This is a genomic window from Pseudomonas furukawaii, from assembly GCF_002355475.1.
Classification (GTDB): Bacteria; Pseudomonadota; Gammaproteobacteria; order Pseudomonadales; family Pseudomonadaceae; genus Metapseudomonas; species Metapseudomonas furukawaii.
Genome location: NZ_AP014862.1, coordinates 5889986 through 5905691 on the forward strand (window position 1 = coordinate 5889986; position 15706 = coordinate 5905691).

The following is a 15706-nucleotide window of genomic DNA, read 5'->3' on the forward strand; positions in this document are numbered from 1 at the left end:
AAGGCTGGCGATTTTATGCGCAAATCCGCTGGTACACCAAGGGCCGGTTGTCTATCCCTTGAGCAGGGATTTTCTATAGGCGCGATAGGGAAACCCTATTCATGGCCGCCCCGGAGGAAATGGATCTGCCGCCGCTGTTTCTTGGTCGGCCGGCCATCGGTCTGGATGCTCAGGGCGCCGGCCTTGCGCAGGGCGGCGGCGTCCTCGCGCCGGGTCCGGCTCTCGGCCGTCTCCTCATAGAGCAGCTGGGCCTCGGGCGCGCCCCGACGCACCGCCGACAGGGCGCGGACCACCACGGTGCGCTCGTCGAAACCGGTGCGGATCACGTACTCGTCGCCCACCCGGGGCTCCTTGCCCGGCTTGCAGCGCTCGCCCCGGTGATGGACCTTGCCGCCCTCGATGGCCTCCTTGGCCAGCGCCCGGGTCTTGTAGAAGCGCGCCGCCCAGAGCCACTTGTCCAGGCGCACCTTGCCGTCGTCTTTGTCGTCTTTGCCGCTCATGGATGGATTCCTCACGGACCGGACCCTCTGCTCGTCAGCCCGGTCTAAGCTCAGCCAGGGTCCAGGTGCAGTTGTCACATGGGCCCACTAGAATGCGCCAACTTTACCGGAAAGCCTGTATTGAAGACTTTCGACCACCTCTCCGTGATCGGACTCCGCGAGTGGATCGCCCTGCCGGAACTCGGCATGGTCGGCCTGCGCGCGAAGATCGATACCGGCGCCAGCACCTCCACCCTGCACGCCAGCGACATCGTTCCGTTCGAGAAGGACGGCGAACGCTGGGTGCGGTTCACCGCGCACCTCGGCACCCTGGTGCAGCGGCGGCACCGGTGCGAGGCCCAGGTGGTGTCGGTGAAGACCATCAAGAGCTCCAACGGCCTGGCCCAGACCCGCTACGTCATCCGCACCCTGCTCGCGCTGGGTGACCGGGCCTGGCCCATCGAGTTCACCCTGGCCTGCCGCAAGACCATGCGCTACCGCGTACTGCTGGGCTCCAAGGCCCTGGTACAGGGGCAGCTGGTGGTCAACCCGGCGCTTGCCTACGTTCAGGAAAAACCGACCCTTTCCCTTCCGGGTGCCCAATGAAAATCGCCGTGTTATCGCGCAATCCGCGCCTGTATTCGACGCGCCGCCTGGTGGAGGCCGGCCATCAACGCGGCCATGAGATGGTGGTGATCGACACCCTGCGGGCCTACATGAACATCGCCAGCCACAAGCCCCAGATCCACTACCGCGGCCGGCCGCTGGAAGGCTTCGATGCGGTGATCCCGCGCATCGGCGCCTCGGTCACCTTCTACGGCTGCGCCGTGCTGCGGCAGTTCGAGATGATGGGGGTCTTCCCACTCAACGAATCGGTGGCCATCACCCGCTCCCGGGACAAGCTGCGCTCCCTGCAACTGCTGTCGCGCAAGGGCATCGGCCTGCCGGTGACCGGCTTCGCCCACTCCCCCGACGATGTGCCGGACCTGATCCAGATGGTCGGCGGCGCGCCGCTGGTGATCAAGGTGCTGGAAGGCACCCAGGGCATCGGCGTGGTGCTCTGCGAGACGGAGAAGGCCGCCGAGTCGGTGATCGAGGCCTTCATGGGGTTGAAGCAGGACATCATGGTGCAGGAGTACATCAAGGAAGCCGGCGGGGCCGACATCCGCTGCTTCGTGGTGGGCGACAAGGTGATCGCGGCGATGAAGCGCCAGGCCAAGCCCGGCGAGTTCCGCTCGAACCTGCACCGCGGCGGCAGCGCCAGCCTGATCAAGATCACCCCGGAAGAACGCATGACCGCCATCCGCGCCGCCAAGGTGATGGGCCTGTCGGTGGCGGGCGTGGACATCCTCCGCTCCCACCATGGTCCCCTGGTGATGGAGGTGAACTCCTCGCCGGGCCTGGAAGGCATCGAGACCACCACCGGCAAGGACGTGGCGGGGATCATCATCCAGCACCTGGAAAAGTACGCCTGCCCCAACTCCACCCGCACCCGCGGGAAGGGGTGAGCCGGGATCAGTCATCGCATGCGATGACCCGGCGAACGACCGGCCACGGATGGCCGGGCCGGGCTCCACCGAAAACCCGATGCCCCGACAGGGACGTCGACGCCTCGACATCGTAGGAGCCGGCTTGCCGGCGAATGGCGCGGACCGGTTCGCGGGCGAGGCCGCTCCTACAGCGAATGCGCGGACAGTTTCGCGGGCGAGGCCGCTCCTACGGATTCATTGGCGATCGGGATGCGCTCACAGGCTCCGCTCCCGCACCTGCCGAGCGCGTCGCTCCCGGAGCCAGTCGCCAAAGGCGTCTTCGCCCAGCGGCCGGCTGAAGAGGTAGCCCTGCCCCAGCTCGCAGCCCCGCTGGCGGAGCATGGTCGCCTGCTCCTCGTTCTCGATGCCCTCGGCGACGCATTCCAGCCCGAGGTTCCGGCCGATGGCGAGGATGGTCTCCACCAGGGCCCGATCACTGGCGTCATTGTCCAGGCCATCGACGAAACTGCGGTCGATCTTCAGGCGGTCCAGGGGCAGACGCTTGAGGTATGCCAGCGACGAGTAGCCGGTGCCGAAGTCATCGAGGGCGAAACGCACTCCCAGAATCTTGAGGGCCTGCATGGCGACGATGCACTGCTGCACGTCCTCCAGCAGGCTGCCCTCGGTGATCTCCAGCTCCAGTCGTCCCGGCGGCACGCCGTGGCGTTGCAGGACGCTGCTGATGCGCTCGGCGAAGCCCGGTTTGCGCAGGTCTCGCGGGCTGACGTTGATGGCCAGGACCAGCCAGGGCCATTCCGCCTGCCAACTGGCCAGGCAGCCGCAGGCGCGCTCCAGCACCCAGTCCGACAGCTCGAGGATCAGCCCGGTCTCCTCCGCCAGGGGAATGAACTGGGACGGCGGCACCTCGCCTCGGGTCGGGTGGCGCCAGCGCAGCAAGGCCTCGGCGCCCAGCACGCGGCCGTCGGCGAGGGCCAGTTGCGGCTGGAACTCCAGGCTGAGCTGGTCCCGGTCGATGGCCTGGCGCAGTTCGCTCTGCAACTGCAGGCGCTGGTCGATGGCCGCCTGCATCTCCGGCGCGAAGAAGTGCAGGGCATTGCGGCCGGAATGCTTGGCCCGGTACATGGCGGTGTCCGCCTGCTTGAGCACGTCGGCGGCGGCCTGGCCGTCGAAGGGGTGCAGGGCGATGCCGATGCTGGCGCTGACCGCCAGGTCGTGCTCGCCGATGCGGTAGCTGCCGTGCAGGCTCTGCAGCAGCTTGTCGCCGACTTCGGCGGCCAGCTTGCCGGCCAGCTCCGGCTCCTCGGCCAGGGCCTCCAGGAGCACCACGAACTCGTCGCCACCCAGGCGCGCCAGGGTGTCCTCGTTGCGCAGGCAGCCGGCCAGGCGCGCGGTCACTTCCCGCAGCAGGGCGTCGCCCACCGGGTGGCCGAGGCTGTCGTTCACGGTCTTGAAGTGGTCCAGGTCGATGAACAGCAATGCCCCGAAACGCGACTCCCGCTGCTCGCGGACCATGGCGTGCTGCAGGCGATCCAGCAGCAGGCGACGATTGGGCAGGCCGGTGAGTTCGTCACTGTAGGCGAGACGTTCGATCTCGCGCTGGTAGCGCTGGCGCTCGGAAATGTCGGTGATGCTCAGGCGGATCAGGGCGCGTCCCTCGCCCGGCAGGCGCACCAGCCGTACTTCGCAAGGGCGGACCCGGCCGTTCACATCGCGCATCAGCCAGTCGAAGGTGGGCGTCTCGCCCTTGAGGGCGGCGCGGGTGTAGGCGTGCCCCAGCTCCCGCGAGGAGCTGCCGTTGGCCTGGAGCGGTGGGCTGAAACTGGTGGGCATCTGGCCGAGCAACTGTTCGCGGGGCAGCCCGAAGAGGCGCGCGGCATTCTCGTTGGCGTCGACGATGCCCTGCTGGGGATCGAACACCAGGATGGCCTCGGGCGCGTGCTCCACCAGGGTGCGGTAGCGGGCCTCGGCCTCGCGCCGGGCGCTGATGTCCTCCACCAGCGCCAGCAGGGCGTAGAGCTGGCCGTCCAGGTCGCGCACGCCGCGCACGTTGACCCGCGCATGGACGGTGCCGCCGGAGCCCCGGGTGAAGCGCTTGTCCAGCTCGTAACCGTCCCGCTCGCCGCGACGCACCTCGTCCAGCAGGGCCTCCTCGGCGGCACGGTCCTCCTCGACGGTCATGCTCATCCAGTCGACGCCGCGCAACTGCTCGCGGGAGCGGCCCAGGATGCCGCAGAGCTTGTAGTTCACTTCCTCCCAGCGCTGGTCCGGCGTACAGAGGGCCATGCCGATCAGGGGCGCCTCGAAGAACAGGTGCAGGTGCTTGTCGCGCTCACGCTGCAGGCGCTCGGCGCGCTTCTGCCCGGTGAGGTCGAGCATGGCGCCGTAGACCCGGATCACCTGCTCGCCATCATGCTCGGCCAGGCCCTTGAGCCGCAGCCAGCGGGGGGCGCCGCGCGCACTCTGCATGCGCAGTTCGACATCGAAGGGCTCGGCGCTGCGCAGGCACTGCTCCAGGGTGTCCTCCAGCAGGGCGCGGCTGCCGGGGTCGAGGAAGCTCAGCATCTGCCCCAGGCTCGGTGCGCCGCCGCCCGGCTCCAGCTCGAAGATGCGGAAACTGCCTTCGCTCCAGGACATTTTCAGGGTGGTGATGTCCAGCACCCAGCTGCCGATATCGGCGATGGCCTCGGTCTGGTTCAGCAGGTGGGTCTGGCGCAGCAGTTCGTCCCGGCGGGTCTCGAGTTCCTCGGCGAGCATCTCCCGTCGGCTGACATCGTGCTGCAGGGCGACGAAGTGGCTCACCCCCTGGGCATCGCGCATGGGCGCCACGGTGATCTCGTTCCAGAACAGGCTGCCGTCCTTGCGGTAGTTGCGCAGCACCAGGTTGCACTGCTCGCCGCGCTGGAGGGCGTCCTGCAGGCGCGGCAGCTCCGACTGGTTGCGGTCGTGGTGGAGCAGGAATCGCCAGTTGTTGCCCAGGGCCTCGTCCCGGGAATAGCCACTCATCCGCTCGAAGGCGGGGTTGCAGTAGATCAGCGGCTGCTCCGGCTGGCGGGCATCGGCGATGGTCACGCCCAGCGGGCTGGCCCGCAGGGCGAGGTTGGTCAGGGCCAGCTCCTGCTGTATCTCGTCCCGACGCGAAAGGGCCAGGCGCAGGTCGCTCAGGCTACGACCCACCAGCAGGGTGGACATGGTCAGCAGCAGCACACTGAAGTGCAGCTCCATCCCCCAGGGGGACTCCGCCAGGCTGCCGGCCACGTGGCGCAGGGCCGGCAGGAATATCACCGTCAGGGTGGTGATGCCGGCCCCGCAGAGCGCGCCGGGAAAACCCCAGGCCAGGGCCAGGCCGAGCACCACCAGGCCGATGGTGGGCAGGGTGAGCACCAGGGGCACCAGCGTCAGCAGCCAGGGCACGAGCAGCGCCAGGCCCAGCAACAGTGGCCAGGGCGGCAGGCGATGCAGGGTGTCCGGCACCGCCGCCACGGGCTCCGGCACCCAGCCCCGGCGGCTCAGCAGCGGCGTCAGGTAGGTGAGCAGCGGGAGGCTGACCGAGAGGGTGGTCAGGCAGGCCCCCGGCCAGACCAGTAGCGCGGCGTTGCTCCAGCCGCCCTGGATCGAGCTGTCGCTCAGTTGCAGGGTCAGCTGTCCGCCGTAGACCAGCAGGCTCACCGGCAGCAGCACGCCGTAGAACATGAAGCGCAGCAGCTCGGGAAAATCCCGCAGGTCGGCATGGCAACCGGCGCGGCGCACCACCCAGCAGCTCACCGCGACGGCGAGGGTTTCCGGCACCGCGTAAAGGGGCGCCCAGTGCCAGTCCAGGCCCCACAAGGGCGCGCTGAGCAGGGTATTGAAATAAAGGGAAGGCAGGACCCGGGCGCCCCACCAGAGGCAGAACACCAGGCCCAGGGCGAAGGGCAGGTACCAGGCCGCGATGCCGCCGGACGCCTGGATACCCAGGGACGCCCAGGTGGCGAGGTGCAGCAGCGGCAGCGGCAACCACCAGGTCCATTGGGGGAGGCGAAAAGGAGCTGCGGGCATACTGACCTCATGTCGGCGCGCAAGCTGAGGATAGCCCAGCGGCGGCTCAGCGTACCCCGAAAAAAGTGCCGCACGACATCGTTTCGCCGATGGCAGGCGCTAATCGGGGACGGAAGGGACTTCCCGGAAGTGGCGACGCCCGCTCCGCAGGAAAACGCGCCGGGGCGCAGGCCGTTTTGTCGGAACGCTACACGGCGTCGCGCGGCAGCATGAGCCCCAGCGGCAGGCAGACCCTCGCCTCCAGGCCGCCGCCGGAACGGTTGCGCAACTCGACGCTGCCGCCGTGCTGGGCGGCGATGCGCTTGACGATGGCCAACCCCAGTCCGGTGCCCTTGCCGCCCCGGGCGCGGTCGCCACGGATGAAGGGGTTGAAGATGTCCTGGAGCTCCGCGGGGTCGATGCCCTGGCCGCGGTCCAGCACGCTGAGCACCACGTAGGGCGCCGCGTTGTCACCGGCCAGGAAGGCCGCCACCTCGACACCGCCGCCGCCGCCGCCGCCGCCGCCGCCGTAGCGCAGGGCATTCTCGATGAGGTTGGCCAGCAGGCGCTTCATCGACACCCGGCGCAAGGGGAAGGGCGGCAGGGGCTCCAGACACAGACGCACCCGCTCCTCCTGCTGGTTGTAGGGCGCCACCACTTCGCGCACCAGTTCGCTGAGGTCCAGCTCTTCCACCCGCTCGTCACGGCCGTCGCGGATGAAGGCCAGGAACTGGTCGAGAATCGCGTCCATGTCCTCGATATCGCGCACCATGTCCTCGGTCAGCTCCGAGTCGTTGCTCATCAGCTCCAGGGACAGGCGCAACCGCGTGAGGGGCGTCCGCAGGTCATGGGACACGCCGGCCAGCATCAGCTCACGCTCGCGGGCGCCCCGTTCGACGTCCTCCGCCATCTGGTTGAAGGCCCGGTACACCTCGGCCATCTCGCTGGGCGTGTCGCTCACCGGCAGGCGCACGCTGCGGCCCTGGCCGATCTGGCGGGCGGCGAACACCAGCCGTTTCAGCGGCGCGTTCAACTGGCGCACGAAGATCCAGGCGGCGGCGGTGGACAACAGGCCGATGCCGAGGAACCAGCCCAGCACGCTCCAGATGCGCTGGCCGCGCAGGGGATGGGGATAGAGGGGGATGCGCACCCAGTCCGGGCCCAGCTCGGGGGCGTGGACCCAGAGCGCCGGCGGGCTCTGGGCGCGCAGGCGCACCTCGGTGTCGGGACCGAGCTCGGCCTGCATCTGGCGTTCGAAGATCTCGCTGTAGGGCCAGTGCTGTTCGCTGGCGGGCACGGCGTCGCGGGTCACCCGCTTGAGGCCGGCGGCCCGGGCCAGCTCATCACGCTCTTCCTCGCTGGCCGCCCAGTAGGCGCGCAGGGTCAGGGCCGCGCCGTGGCTGTACTGACGGTCCACCAGCACGTCCTCGTTCATCATCAGGTAGACCAGGGTCAGCGCCTTGGAGAACAGCACGACGATGAGCACCAGCCAGAGGGTGCGGGAGAAGAAGCTCTGGGGGAACCAGTAGGGCGTGCGGATCACCGCCCTGGGTTGCCCGGCGGCGGTCACGCCCGCCGCGCGTTCACTTGTTGCCATCGGGCACGAACACGTAGCCGACGCCCCAGACGGTCTGGATATAGCGCGGCTTGGAGGGGTCGGGCTCGATCAGCCGGCGCAGACGGGAAATCTGCACGTCGATGGAACGCTCCAGGGCGTCCCACTCGCGGCCACGGGCCAGGTTCATCAGCTTGTCACGGGTCAGCGGCTCGCGGGCATGCTTGACCAGGGCCTTGAGCACGGCGAATTCGCCGGTGGTGAGCATCTGCACCTCATTGCCGCGCTTGAGTTCGCGGGTGGCCAGGGACAGCTCGTACTCACCGAAGCTGACGGTCTCGTCCTCGCTGGCCGGGGCACCCGGAACCTGGGGCGCCTGACGCCGCAGCACGGCCTTGATCCGCGCCAGCAGCTCGCGGGGGTTGAAGGGTTTGGCCAGGTAGTCGTCGGCGCCAACCTCCAGGCCCTGGATACGGCTGGTTTCGTCACCCTTGGCGGTGAGCATGATGATCGGCACCTGGTTGTTGGACGCACGCAGGCGGCGGCAGGCGGACAGGCCGTCCTCGCCAGGCAGCATCAGGTCCAGGACCACCAGGTTGAAGAGTTCGCGAGCCAGCAGACGATCCATCTGCTCGACGTTTTCCACCGCGCGCACGCGGTAGCCCTGTTCGTCGAGGAAGCGTTCGAGCAGGCGCCGCAGGCGGGCGTCGTCATCGACAATGAGGATCTTTTCGCCTTCGGTGGTGGGGTTGCTGCTCATGATTTCTCCTGTTCTGCAAGCCGCGCATTATCGCTCGCCGCGCGTCCTACGGCGGCCTGCCCATTGTTAGCAGATTTTTCCCCGAACGGTGCCCTCCCCCTCGGAACTCGGTGTTTATAATGCGGCGCCTTTCATCACCGGCGGCCCCTGGGCCACCGGTCGTTCCTCCCGCGGGAGCCGCCGTGGCACGGCCCGGGCTGCCGCCCATGCAGGTGTTTTCAATGGACAGCATCAACAACCGCATCGCTGAAGAACTGGGCGTGCGCCCGCAACAGGTCGCCGCCGCCGTGGCGCTGCTGGATGAGGGTTCCACCGTGCCCTTCATCGCCCGCTACCGGAAAGAAGTCACCGGCAGCCTCGACGACACCCAGTTGCGTACCCTGGAAGAGCGCCTGCGCTACCTGCGCGAAATGGAGGACCGCCGTGCCGCGATCCTCTCCAGCATCGCCGAGCAGGGCAAGCTGACCCCGGAGCTGGAGCGGGAAATCAAGCTGGCCGACACCAAGACCCGCCTGGAAGACCTCTACCTCCCCTATAAGCAGAAGCGCCGGACCAAGGGCCAGATCGCCCTGGAAGCCGGCCTCGGCGAACTGGCGGACGCCCTGTTCGGCAACCCCGAGCTGGCGCCGGACGTGGAAGCCGGGCGGTTCATCGATGCCGAAAAAGGCTTCGCCGACGTCAAGGCGGTGCTGGAAGGCGCGAAGTACATCCTCATGGAGCGCTTCGCCGAGGACGCCACCCTGCTGGCCACCCTGCGCGGCTTCCTCAAGGACAACGCCACCCTCGCCGCCCGCCTGGTGGCCGGCAAGGAGCAGGAAGGCGCCAAGTTCAGCGACTACTTCGAGCATGACGAACCCCTGAAGGGCGTGCCCTCGCACCGCGCCCTGGCCATCTTCCGTGGCCGCAACGAAGGCGTGCTGAGCATCGCCCTCAAGGTGGGCGAGGAGCTGCCGGGCACGATGCACCCCTGCGAGCTGATGATCGCCGAGCGCTTCGGCCTGGAAAACCGTGGCCGCGCCGCCGACAAGTGGCTCGCCGAAGTGGTGCGCTGGACCTGGAAGGTGAAGCTCTACACCCACCTGGAAACCGACCTGCTGGGCGAGCTGCGCGAAGCCGCCGAGACCGAGGCCATCAACGTCTTCGCCCGCAACCTGCACGACCTGCTGCTGGCCGCGCCGGCCGGCCCGCGCTGCACCCTGGGCCTGGACCCGGGCCTGCGCACCGGCTGCAAGGTGGCCGTGGTGGATGCCACCGGCAAGCTGCTGGACACCGCCACCGTCTACCCCCACGTACCCCACAACAAGTGGGACGAGACCCTGGCCGTCCTCGCCCGACTCTGCGCCAAGCATGGCGTCGAACTGATCGCCATCGGCAACGGCACCGCCAGCCGCGAGACCGACAAGCTGGCCCTGGACCTGATCAAGCAATTCCCCCAGCTCAAGCTCACCAAGATCATGGTCAGCGAAGCCGGCGCCTCGGTGTATTCCGCATCCGAGCTGGCGGCCCGTGAGTTCCCCGAGCTGGACGTGTCCCTGCGCGGCGCCGTCTCCATCGCCCGCCGCCTGCAGGACCCGCTGGCCGAGCTGGTGAAGATCGACCCGAAATCCATCGGCGTCGGCCAGTACCAGCACGACGTGTCCCAGCTGCAGCTGGCCCGCAGCCTGGACGCCGTGGTGGAAGACTGCGTGAACGCCGTGGGCGTGGACGTGAACACCGCTTCCGCCGCCCTTCTGGCGCGCATCTCCGGCCTCAATTCGACCCTGGCGCAGAACATCGTCGCCCACCGCGACGCCAACGGCGCCTTCAAGACCCGCGAAGAGCTGAAGAAGGTCAGCCGCCTGGGCGAGAAGACCTACGTGCTGGCCGCCGGCTTCCTTCGCGTGATGAACGGCGACAACCCGCTGGACGCCTCTGCGGTGCACCCGGAGACCTACCCGCTGGTGCAGCGCATCGCCGCCGATACCGGCCGCGACATCCGCACCCTGATCGGCGACTCGGGCTTCCTCAAGCGCCTGGACCCGGCCAGGTTCACCGACGAGACCTTCGGCCTGCCCACCGTCACCGACATCCTCAAGGAACTGGACAAGCCTGGCCGCGACCCGCGCCCGGAGTTCAAGACCGCCGAGTTCCAGGAGGGCGTGGAGAGCCTCAAGGACCTCAAGCCCGGCATGGTGCTGGAAGGCGTGGTGACCAACGTCACCAACTTCGGCGCCTTCGTCGACATCGGCGTCCACCAGGACGGCCTGGTACACATCTCCGCGCTGTCGGAGAAGTTCGTCAAGGATCCGTACGAGGTGGTCAAGGCCGGCGACATCGTCAAGGTCAAGGTCATGGAAGTGGACATCCCGCGTAATCGCGTCGGCCTGTCCATGCGCATGGGCGATACCCCCGGCGAGAAGGTCGAAGGCCCGCGCGGCGGTGGCCGCCAGGGTGGCCAGCAGCGCCAGCAGCAGGCGCCCCGCAACAGCGCGCCGCCGGCCAACGCCGCCATGGCCTCGCTGTTCGCCAACGCCAAGCAACTGAAGAAGAAGTGACCATGGACCTGTCCGACCTGCAGACCGGCAGCGCCTACAGCCACCACCTCGGCATCGAGGCGGTGAGCCTGGGCGAGGGCGTGGCCGAGGCCCGGCTGCCCATGGCCGAGCACCTGCGCAACCGCGGCGGGGTGATGCACGGCGGGGCGATCTTCTCCCTGCTGGACATCGCCATGGGCCTGGCCTGCTCCAGCACCCACGGCTTCGACCGTCGCAGCGCCACCCTGGAGTGCAAGATCAACTACATCCGCCCGGTGGCGGAAGGCGAGGTGATCTGCCGGGCGCGGGTGCTGCACGCCGGCAAGCGCACCCTGGTGGTGGAAGCCGATGTGCTGCAGGACGACAGGCTGGTCGCCAAGGGACAAGGCACCTTCGCTCAGCTGTAACGGCGGGGGACGACAAGGCTCTATTCTGGACGAAACGACAGCATGCGCCGCCGGTGGCAAAGGTATTTCCTCCGGCGGTGTAGTCCGCCTCTTGTAGACAGCTTGGTCCACCCCCATATTGGGGCGACCGATGCGTGAAGGATTCCAAATTGAGCGATCTTCTTTCCCGCCGCCTGGCCCTGCTCGGCGAGCGCGCCAACCTGCCCCTGCTCACCCGCTGCCTGCACGGCATCGAACGTGAATGCCTGCGGGTCGATGGCAATGGCCAGCTGGCGTTGACGCCGCACCCCCGCGCCCTGGGCTCGGCCCTGACCAATGGGCAGATCACCACGGACTATTCGGAATCCCTGCTGGAGTTCATCACCCCCGCCGAGACCGATCCCGCCACGACCCTGGCGGACCTGGACAAGATCCACCGTTTCACCGTCGGCAAGCTCGGCGACGAGCTGCTCTGGAGCCCGTCCATGCCCTGCCGCCTGCCGAGCGAGGAAGAGATCCCCATCGCCCGCTACGGCAGCTCGCCCATCGGCCGGCTGAAGTACGTCTACCGCAAGGGCCTGGCCGTTCGCTACGGCAAGACCATGCAGTGCATCGCCGGCATCCACTACAACTTCTCCCTGCCCGACGCCCTCTGGCCCCTGCTCAAGCAGGCCGAAGGCGATCCCCAGGACGACCGCGACTACCAGTCCGCGCGCTACATCGCGCTGATCCGCAATTTCCGTCGCTACAGCTGGCTGCTGATGTACCTCTTCGGTGCCGCGCCAGCCCTGGACCGGAGCTTCCTGCGCGATCGGCCCCACGACCTCGACACGCTGGACGCCGAGACCCTCTACCTGCCCTGGGCCACCAGCCTGCGGATGAGCGACCTGGGCTACCAGAACAATGCCCAGGCGGGGCTGACCCCCTGCTACAACAGCCTCGACAGCTACCTGGCGAGCCTGCGCCAGGCGGTCTCCACCCCCTATCCGCCCTATGCCGAGATCGGCACCAAGCAGAATGGCGAGTGGGTGCAGCTGAACACCAACGTCATCCAGATCGAGAACGAGTACTACTCGTCGATCCGCCCCAAGCGCGTCACCTGCACCGGCGAACGCCCGATCCAGGCCCTGATGGCCCGTGGCGTGCAGTACGTCGAGGTGCGCTGCCTGGACATCAACCCCTACCTGCCCCTGGGCATCGACCTGGAGGAGTCCCGCTTCCTCGACGCCTTCCTGCTGTTCTGCGCCCTGCAGGACAGCCCGCCCATGGCCGGTGAAGAGTGCCGCAGCGCCACCGACAACTTCCAGCGCGTGGTCAAGGAAGGCCGCCGTCCCGGCCTGACGCTGCTGCGCAACGGCCAGGCCATCGGCCTCACCGACTGGGCCAACGACCTGCTGGACCGCATCGCCCGGACCGCCGAAGTCCTGGACGCGGCCCAGGGCAGCCAGGAGCACGCTGCGGCCCTGTCCGCCCAGCGCGCCAAGGTGGCCGATCCGGACCTGACCCCCTCGGCCCGGGTACTGGCGGAACTGCGCCAGAACGGCGAGAGCTTCAGCCAGTTCGCCCTGCGCAAGAGCCGCGAGCACGCCGACCACTTCCGCAGCCACCCCCTGGCCGCCGAGGACCAGGCCCGCTTCGAAGCCCTGGCCCGGGAGTCCCTGGCAGAGCAGGCGCGCCTGGAAGCCGAGCCGGACGTCGACTTCGACACCTTCGTCGCCGCCTACCAGGCGAGCATCCTGGGGCTGGCCAGCCACTGACCGGGCAGGCCCTAGCCGGGAGCGATTTCATTCGCGAATGACGTCGCTCCCGCCCTGCATCCGGGCCGGGCTCAGAGCGCTTTCTCGAAAATCTGCGAATTGCGCTGGAAGTTGTAGAGCGATGCCCGCGCGGCCGGCAGGCGCTCGACGCCGCTGGGCTGGAAGCCGCGCTCGCGGAACCAGTGGGCGGTGCGGGTGGTGAGCACGAAGAGGGTCTTCAGGCCCATGGCCCGTGCGCGCTCCTCGATACGCTCCAGCAGCTCGTCGCCACGGCCGCCATGGCGGTACTCGGGGTTCACCGCCAGGCAGGCCAGCTCGCCGGCCTCGGAGTCGGCGATGGGATAGAGCGCCGCGCAGGCGATGATCAGGCCGTCGCGCTCGACGATGGTGAACTGCTCGATCTCCCGCTCCAGCACCTCGCGGGAACGGCGCACCAGGATGCCCTGTTCCTCCAGCGGGGTGATCAGGTCGATCAGGCCGCCCACGTCCTCGATGGTGGCTTCACGCAGGGACTCGAACTGCTCCTGGTCCACCAGGGTGCCGCCGCCGTCCCGGGTGAACAACTCGGTGAGCAGGGAGCCGTCCTCGGCGTAGCTCACCAGGTGGCTGCGCTTGACCCCGGCACGGCAGGCCTGGGCGGCGGCATCCAGCAGCTCGGCCTGATAGTGGTTGCCGAGTCGCGCCAGGTGGGCCGGCACCTGCTGCGGGCGCAGCTCGCGCACCAGCCGGCCGGATTCGTCGATCAGCCCCCGCTCGCTGCCGAACAGCACCAGCTTGTCCGCGCCCAGGTCGATGGCGGCGCGGGTGGCCACGTCCTCGCAGGCCAGGTTGAAGATCTCCCCGGTGGGCGAGTAGCCCAGGGGCGACAGCAGCACGATGGTGCGCTCGTCCAGCAAGCGACCGATGCCCTTGCGGTCCACCCGGCGCACTTCGCCGGTGTGGTGGTAATCCACACCATCCACCACGCCGATGGGCCGGGCGGTGACGAAGTTGCCGCTGCTCACCCGCAACCGCGAGCCCTGCATGGGCGAGGCCGCCATGTCCATGGACAGGCGCGCCTCGATGGCGATGCGCAACTGGCCCACGGCATCGATCACGCACTCCAGGGTGGGGCCGTCGGTAATCCGCAGGTCGCGATGGAAATGGGGCGTCAGGCCACGCGCGGCGAGGCGTGCCTCGATCTGTGGGCGCGAACCATGTACCAGCACCAGGCGCACGCCCAGGCTGTGGAGCAGCACCAGGTCATGGACGATGTTGCCGAAATTCGGGTGGGCGACGCCTTCGCCGGGCAGCATGACCACGAAGGTGCAGTCCCGGTGGGCGTTGATATAGGGAGACGCGTGACGCAGCCAGTTGACGTAATCGGGCATGGTTCCGTGAGCCTGTGGATAAGTGCGAGATAACGGGTACGGCTCCGCAGGGGAGCGAAGGTGAAGCGGCGCGTTATCGTCGTCGCAGGAACATCGACGGACATCCTCCGGGGGCTGGATGGTTCACAGGCAGTAATGCTGGATGAGCTGGCGCAACAGCGCAACGGTAGGCTCGATCCGTGACAGTTCGAGGTGCTCGTCCGGCTGGTGGGCGCAGGCGATGTCGCCGGGGCCGAGCACCAGGGTCTCGCAACCGAGCTGCTGAAGATACGGGGCTTCGGTGCCGAAGGCCACCGCTTGCGCACTGTGGCCGGTAAGACGTTCGGCCAGGCGTACCAGATCACTTTCCGGCGTCTGCTCGAAGGGCGGTACGGCCGGGAACAGCGGCTTGTAGTCAATCTTCACCCGGTAATGCTCGGCCACCGGGCGCAGGCGCTGGCGGATCACCGCCCGCAGGGTCTCGGGCTCCATGCCCGGCAACGGCCGCAGGTCGAACTCCAGGCTGCACTGGCCGCAGATGCGGTTGGGGTTGTCGCCCCCGTGGATGCAACCGAGGTTCAGGGTGGGATGGGGCACGCTGAACTGCGGGTTGCGGAACTCCCGCTGCCAGTCGCCGCGCAGGGCGATCAGGTCGCTCATCACCGCGTGCATGGCCTCCAGGGCGCTGTGACCGAGACTGGGGTCGGAGGAGTGGCCGCTCTGCCCGAGGATATCGATGCGCTCCATCATCACGCCCTTGTGCAGGCGGATCGGCTTGAGGCCCGTGGGTTCGCCGATCACCGCGGCGCGGCCGAGGGGCCTGCCGGCCTGCGCCAGGGCGCGGGCGCCGGCCATGGAGCTCTCCTCATCGCAGGTGGCGAGGATGATCAGCGGCTGGCGGAAGGGTTTGTCCAGCAGTCCGCGAGCCGCTTCGATGGCCAGGGGGAAGAAGCCCTTCATGTCGCAGCTGCCAAGGCCGTACCAGCGGTCCCCCACTTCGCTGAGTTTCAGCGGGTCGGTTTTCCACAGGGCGGCGTCGAAAGGCACGGTGTCGCTGTGGCCCGCCAGCACCAGGCCGCCGGGGCCACTGCCGAAAGTGGCCACCAGGTTGGCCTTGCCGGGGGCGACCTGCTGCACCTCGCAACGGAAGCCGAGGTCATCGAGCCAGCCGGCCAGCAGGTCGATCACCGCCTGGTTGGACTGATCCCAGCCAGGCTGGGTGCAGCTCACCGACGAGGTGGCGACCAGGGCGGCGAACTGGGATTTCAGGTCTGGAACGGACATCGGGGACCTCCTCGGACAAGACAGCATCATAGGCACAAGGCCACGCCCGGTGAAACCGCTACGGCGCGCGGCGGACCTGTCCTGTAAACTTCACCGCCCCGGCAGCCAACTCGGCTGCG

General features: G+C 68.3%; 11 protein-coding genes. 5 read left to right on the forward strand and 6 right to left on the reverse strand.

Annotation, left to right across the window (positions count from 1 at the left end):
- Nucleotides 1–95 precede the first annotated feature (95 nt).
- Nucleotides 96–500 (reverse strand): RNA-binding S4 domain-containing protein, encoded by a 405-nt coding sequence (locus tag KF707C_RS27245; protein WP_003457424.1) that lies wholly within the window; start codon nt 498–500, stop codon nt 96–98.
- A 120-nt stretch (nt 501–620) separates the two neighbouring features.
- Between KF707C_RS27245 and rimB the strand changes: the two genes are divergently transcribed.
- Nucleotides 621–1085, forward strand: a complete 465-nt coding sequence (rimB, locus tag KF707C_RS27250) for a retropepsin-like aspartic endopeptidase RimB (protein ID WP_003457431.1) — start codon at nt 621–623, stop codon at nt 1083–1085.
- Nucleotides 1082–1987: a 30S ribosomal protein S6--L-glutamate ligase gene (gene rimK, locus KF707C_RS27255; RefSeq protein ID WP_036994507.1), complete on the forward strand. Its 906-nt coding sequence runs from the start codon at nt 1082–1084 to the stop codon at nt 1985–1987. The genes rimB and rimK overlap by 4 nt, the downstream gene beginning before the upstream one ends.
- Nucleotides 1988–2224: 237 nt before the next feature.
- Here the strand turns inward: rimK and KF707C_RS27260 are convergent, their stop codons facing one another.
- The 3 genes from KF707C_RS27260 to ompR form a co-directional block, all read right to left on the reverse strand.
- Nucleotides 2225–6004, reverse strand: coding sequence for a sensor domain-containing protein (locus KF707C_RS27260; RefSeq protein WP_036994509.1), 3780 nt, complete (start codon nt 6002–6004; stop codon nt 2225–2227).
- A gap of 187 nt (nt 6005–6191) precedes the next feature.
- Nucleotides 6192–7523, reverse strand: coding sequence for an ATP-binding protein (locus KF707C_RS27265; RefSeq protein ID WP_036994681.1), 1332 nt, complete (start codon nt 7521–7523; stop codon nt 6192–6194).
- A 43-nt stretch (nt 7524–7566) separates the two neighbouring features.
- Nucleotides 7567–8298 (reverse strand): osmolarity response regulator transcription factor OmpR, encoded by a 732-nt coding sequence (gene ompR, locus KF707C_RS27270; RefSeq protein WP_003457435.1) that lies wholly within the window; start codon nt 8296–8298, stop codon nt 7567–7569.
- A 221-nt stretch (nt 8299–8519) separates the two neighbouring features.
- Here ompR and KF707C_RS27275 point away from each other — a divergent pair, with 221 nt between their 5' ends.
- The 3 genes from KF707C_RS27275 (at nt 8520) to gshA (ending at nt 12954) form a co-directional block, all read left to right on the forward strand.
- Complete coding sequence (locus KF707C_RS27275) at nt 8520–10832, forward strand: Tex family protein (RefSeq protein WP_003457436.1); 2313 nt, start codon at nt 8520–8522, stop codon at nt 10830–10832.
- Between the two features lie 2 nt (nt 10833–10834).
- The gene (locus KF707C_RS27280; RefSeq protein WP_003457437.1) at nt 10835–11218 is read left to right on the forward strand and encodes a PaaI family thioesterase; all 384 of its coding nucleotides are present in this window, start codon (nt 10835–10837) and stop codon (nt 11216–11218) included.
- Nucleotides 11219–11367: 149 nt separating this feature from the next.
- Complete coding sequence (gene gshA, locus KF707C_RS27285; protein ID WP_003457438.1) at nt 11368–12954, forward strand: glutamate--cysteine ligase; 1587 nt, start codon at nt 11368–11370, stop codon at nt 12952–12954.
- Nucleotides 12955–13025: 71 nt separating this feature from the next.
- Here the strand turns inward: gshA and argA are convergent, their stop codons facing one another.
- Together argA and argE are read right to left on the reverse strand one after the other, a co-directional pair.
- On the reverse strand, nt 13026–14324 hold the full coding sequence (argA, locus tag KF707C_RS27290) for an amino-acid N-acetyltransferase (RefSeq protein ID WP_003457439.1): 1299 nt from the start codon (nt 14322–14324) through the stop codon (nt 13026–13028).
- Between the two features lie 123 nt (nt 14325–14447).
- Nucleotides 14448–15587: an acetylornithine deacetylase gene (gene argE / locus KF707C_RS27295; protein WP_003457440.1), complete on the reverse strand. Its 1140-nt coding sequence runs from the start codon at nt 15585–15587 to the stop codon at nt 14448–14450.
- Nucleotides 15588–15706 lie beyond the last annotated feature (119 nt).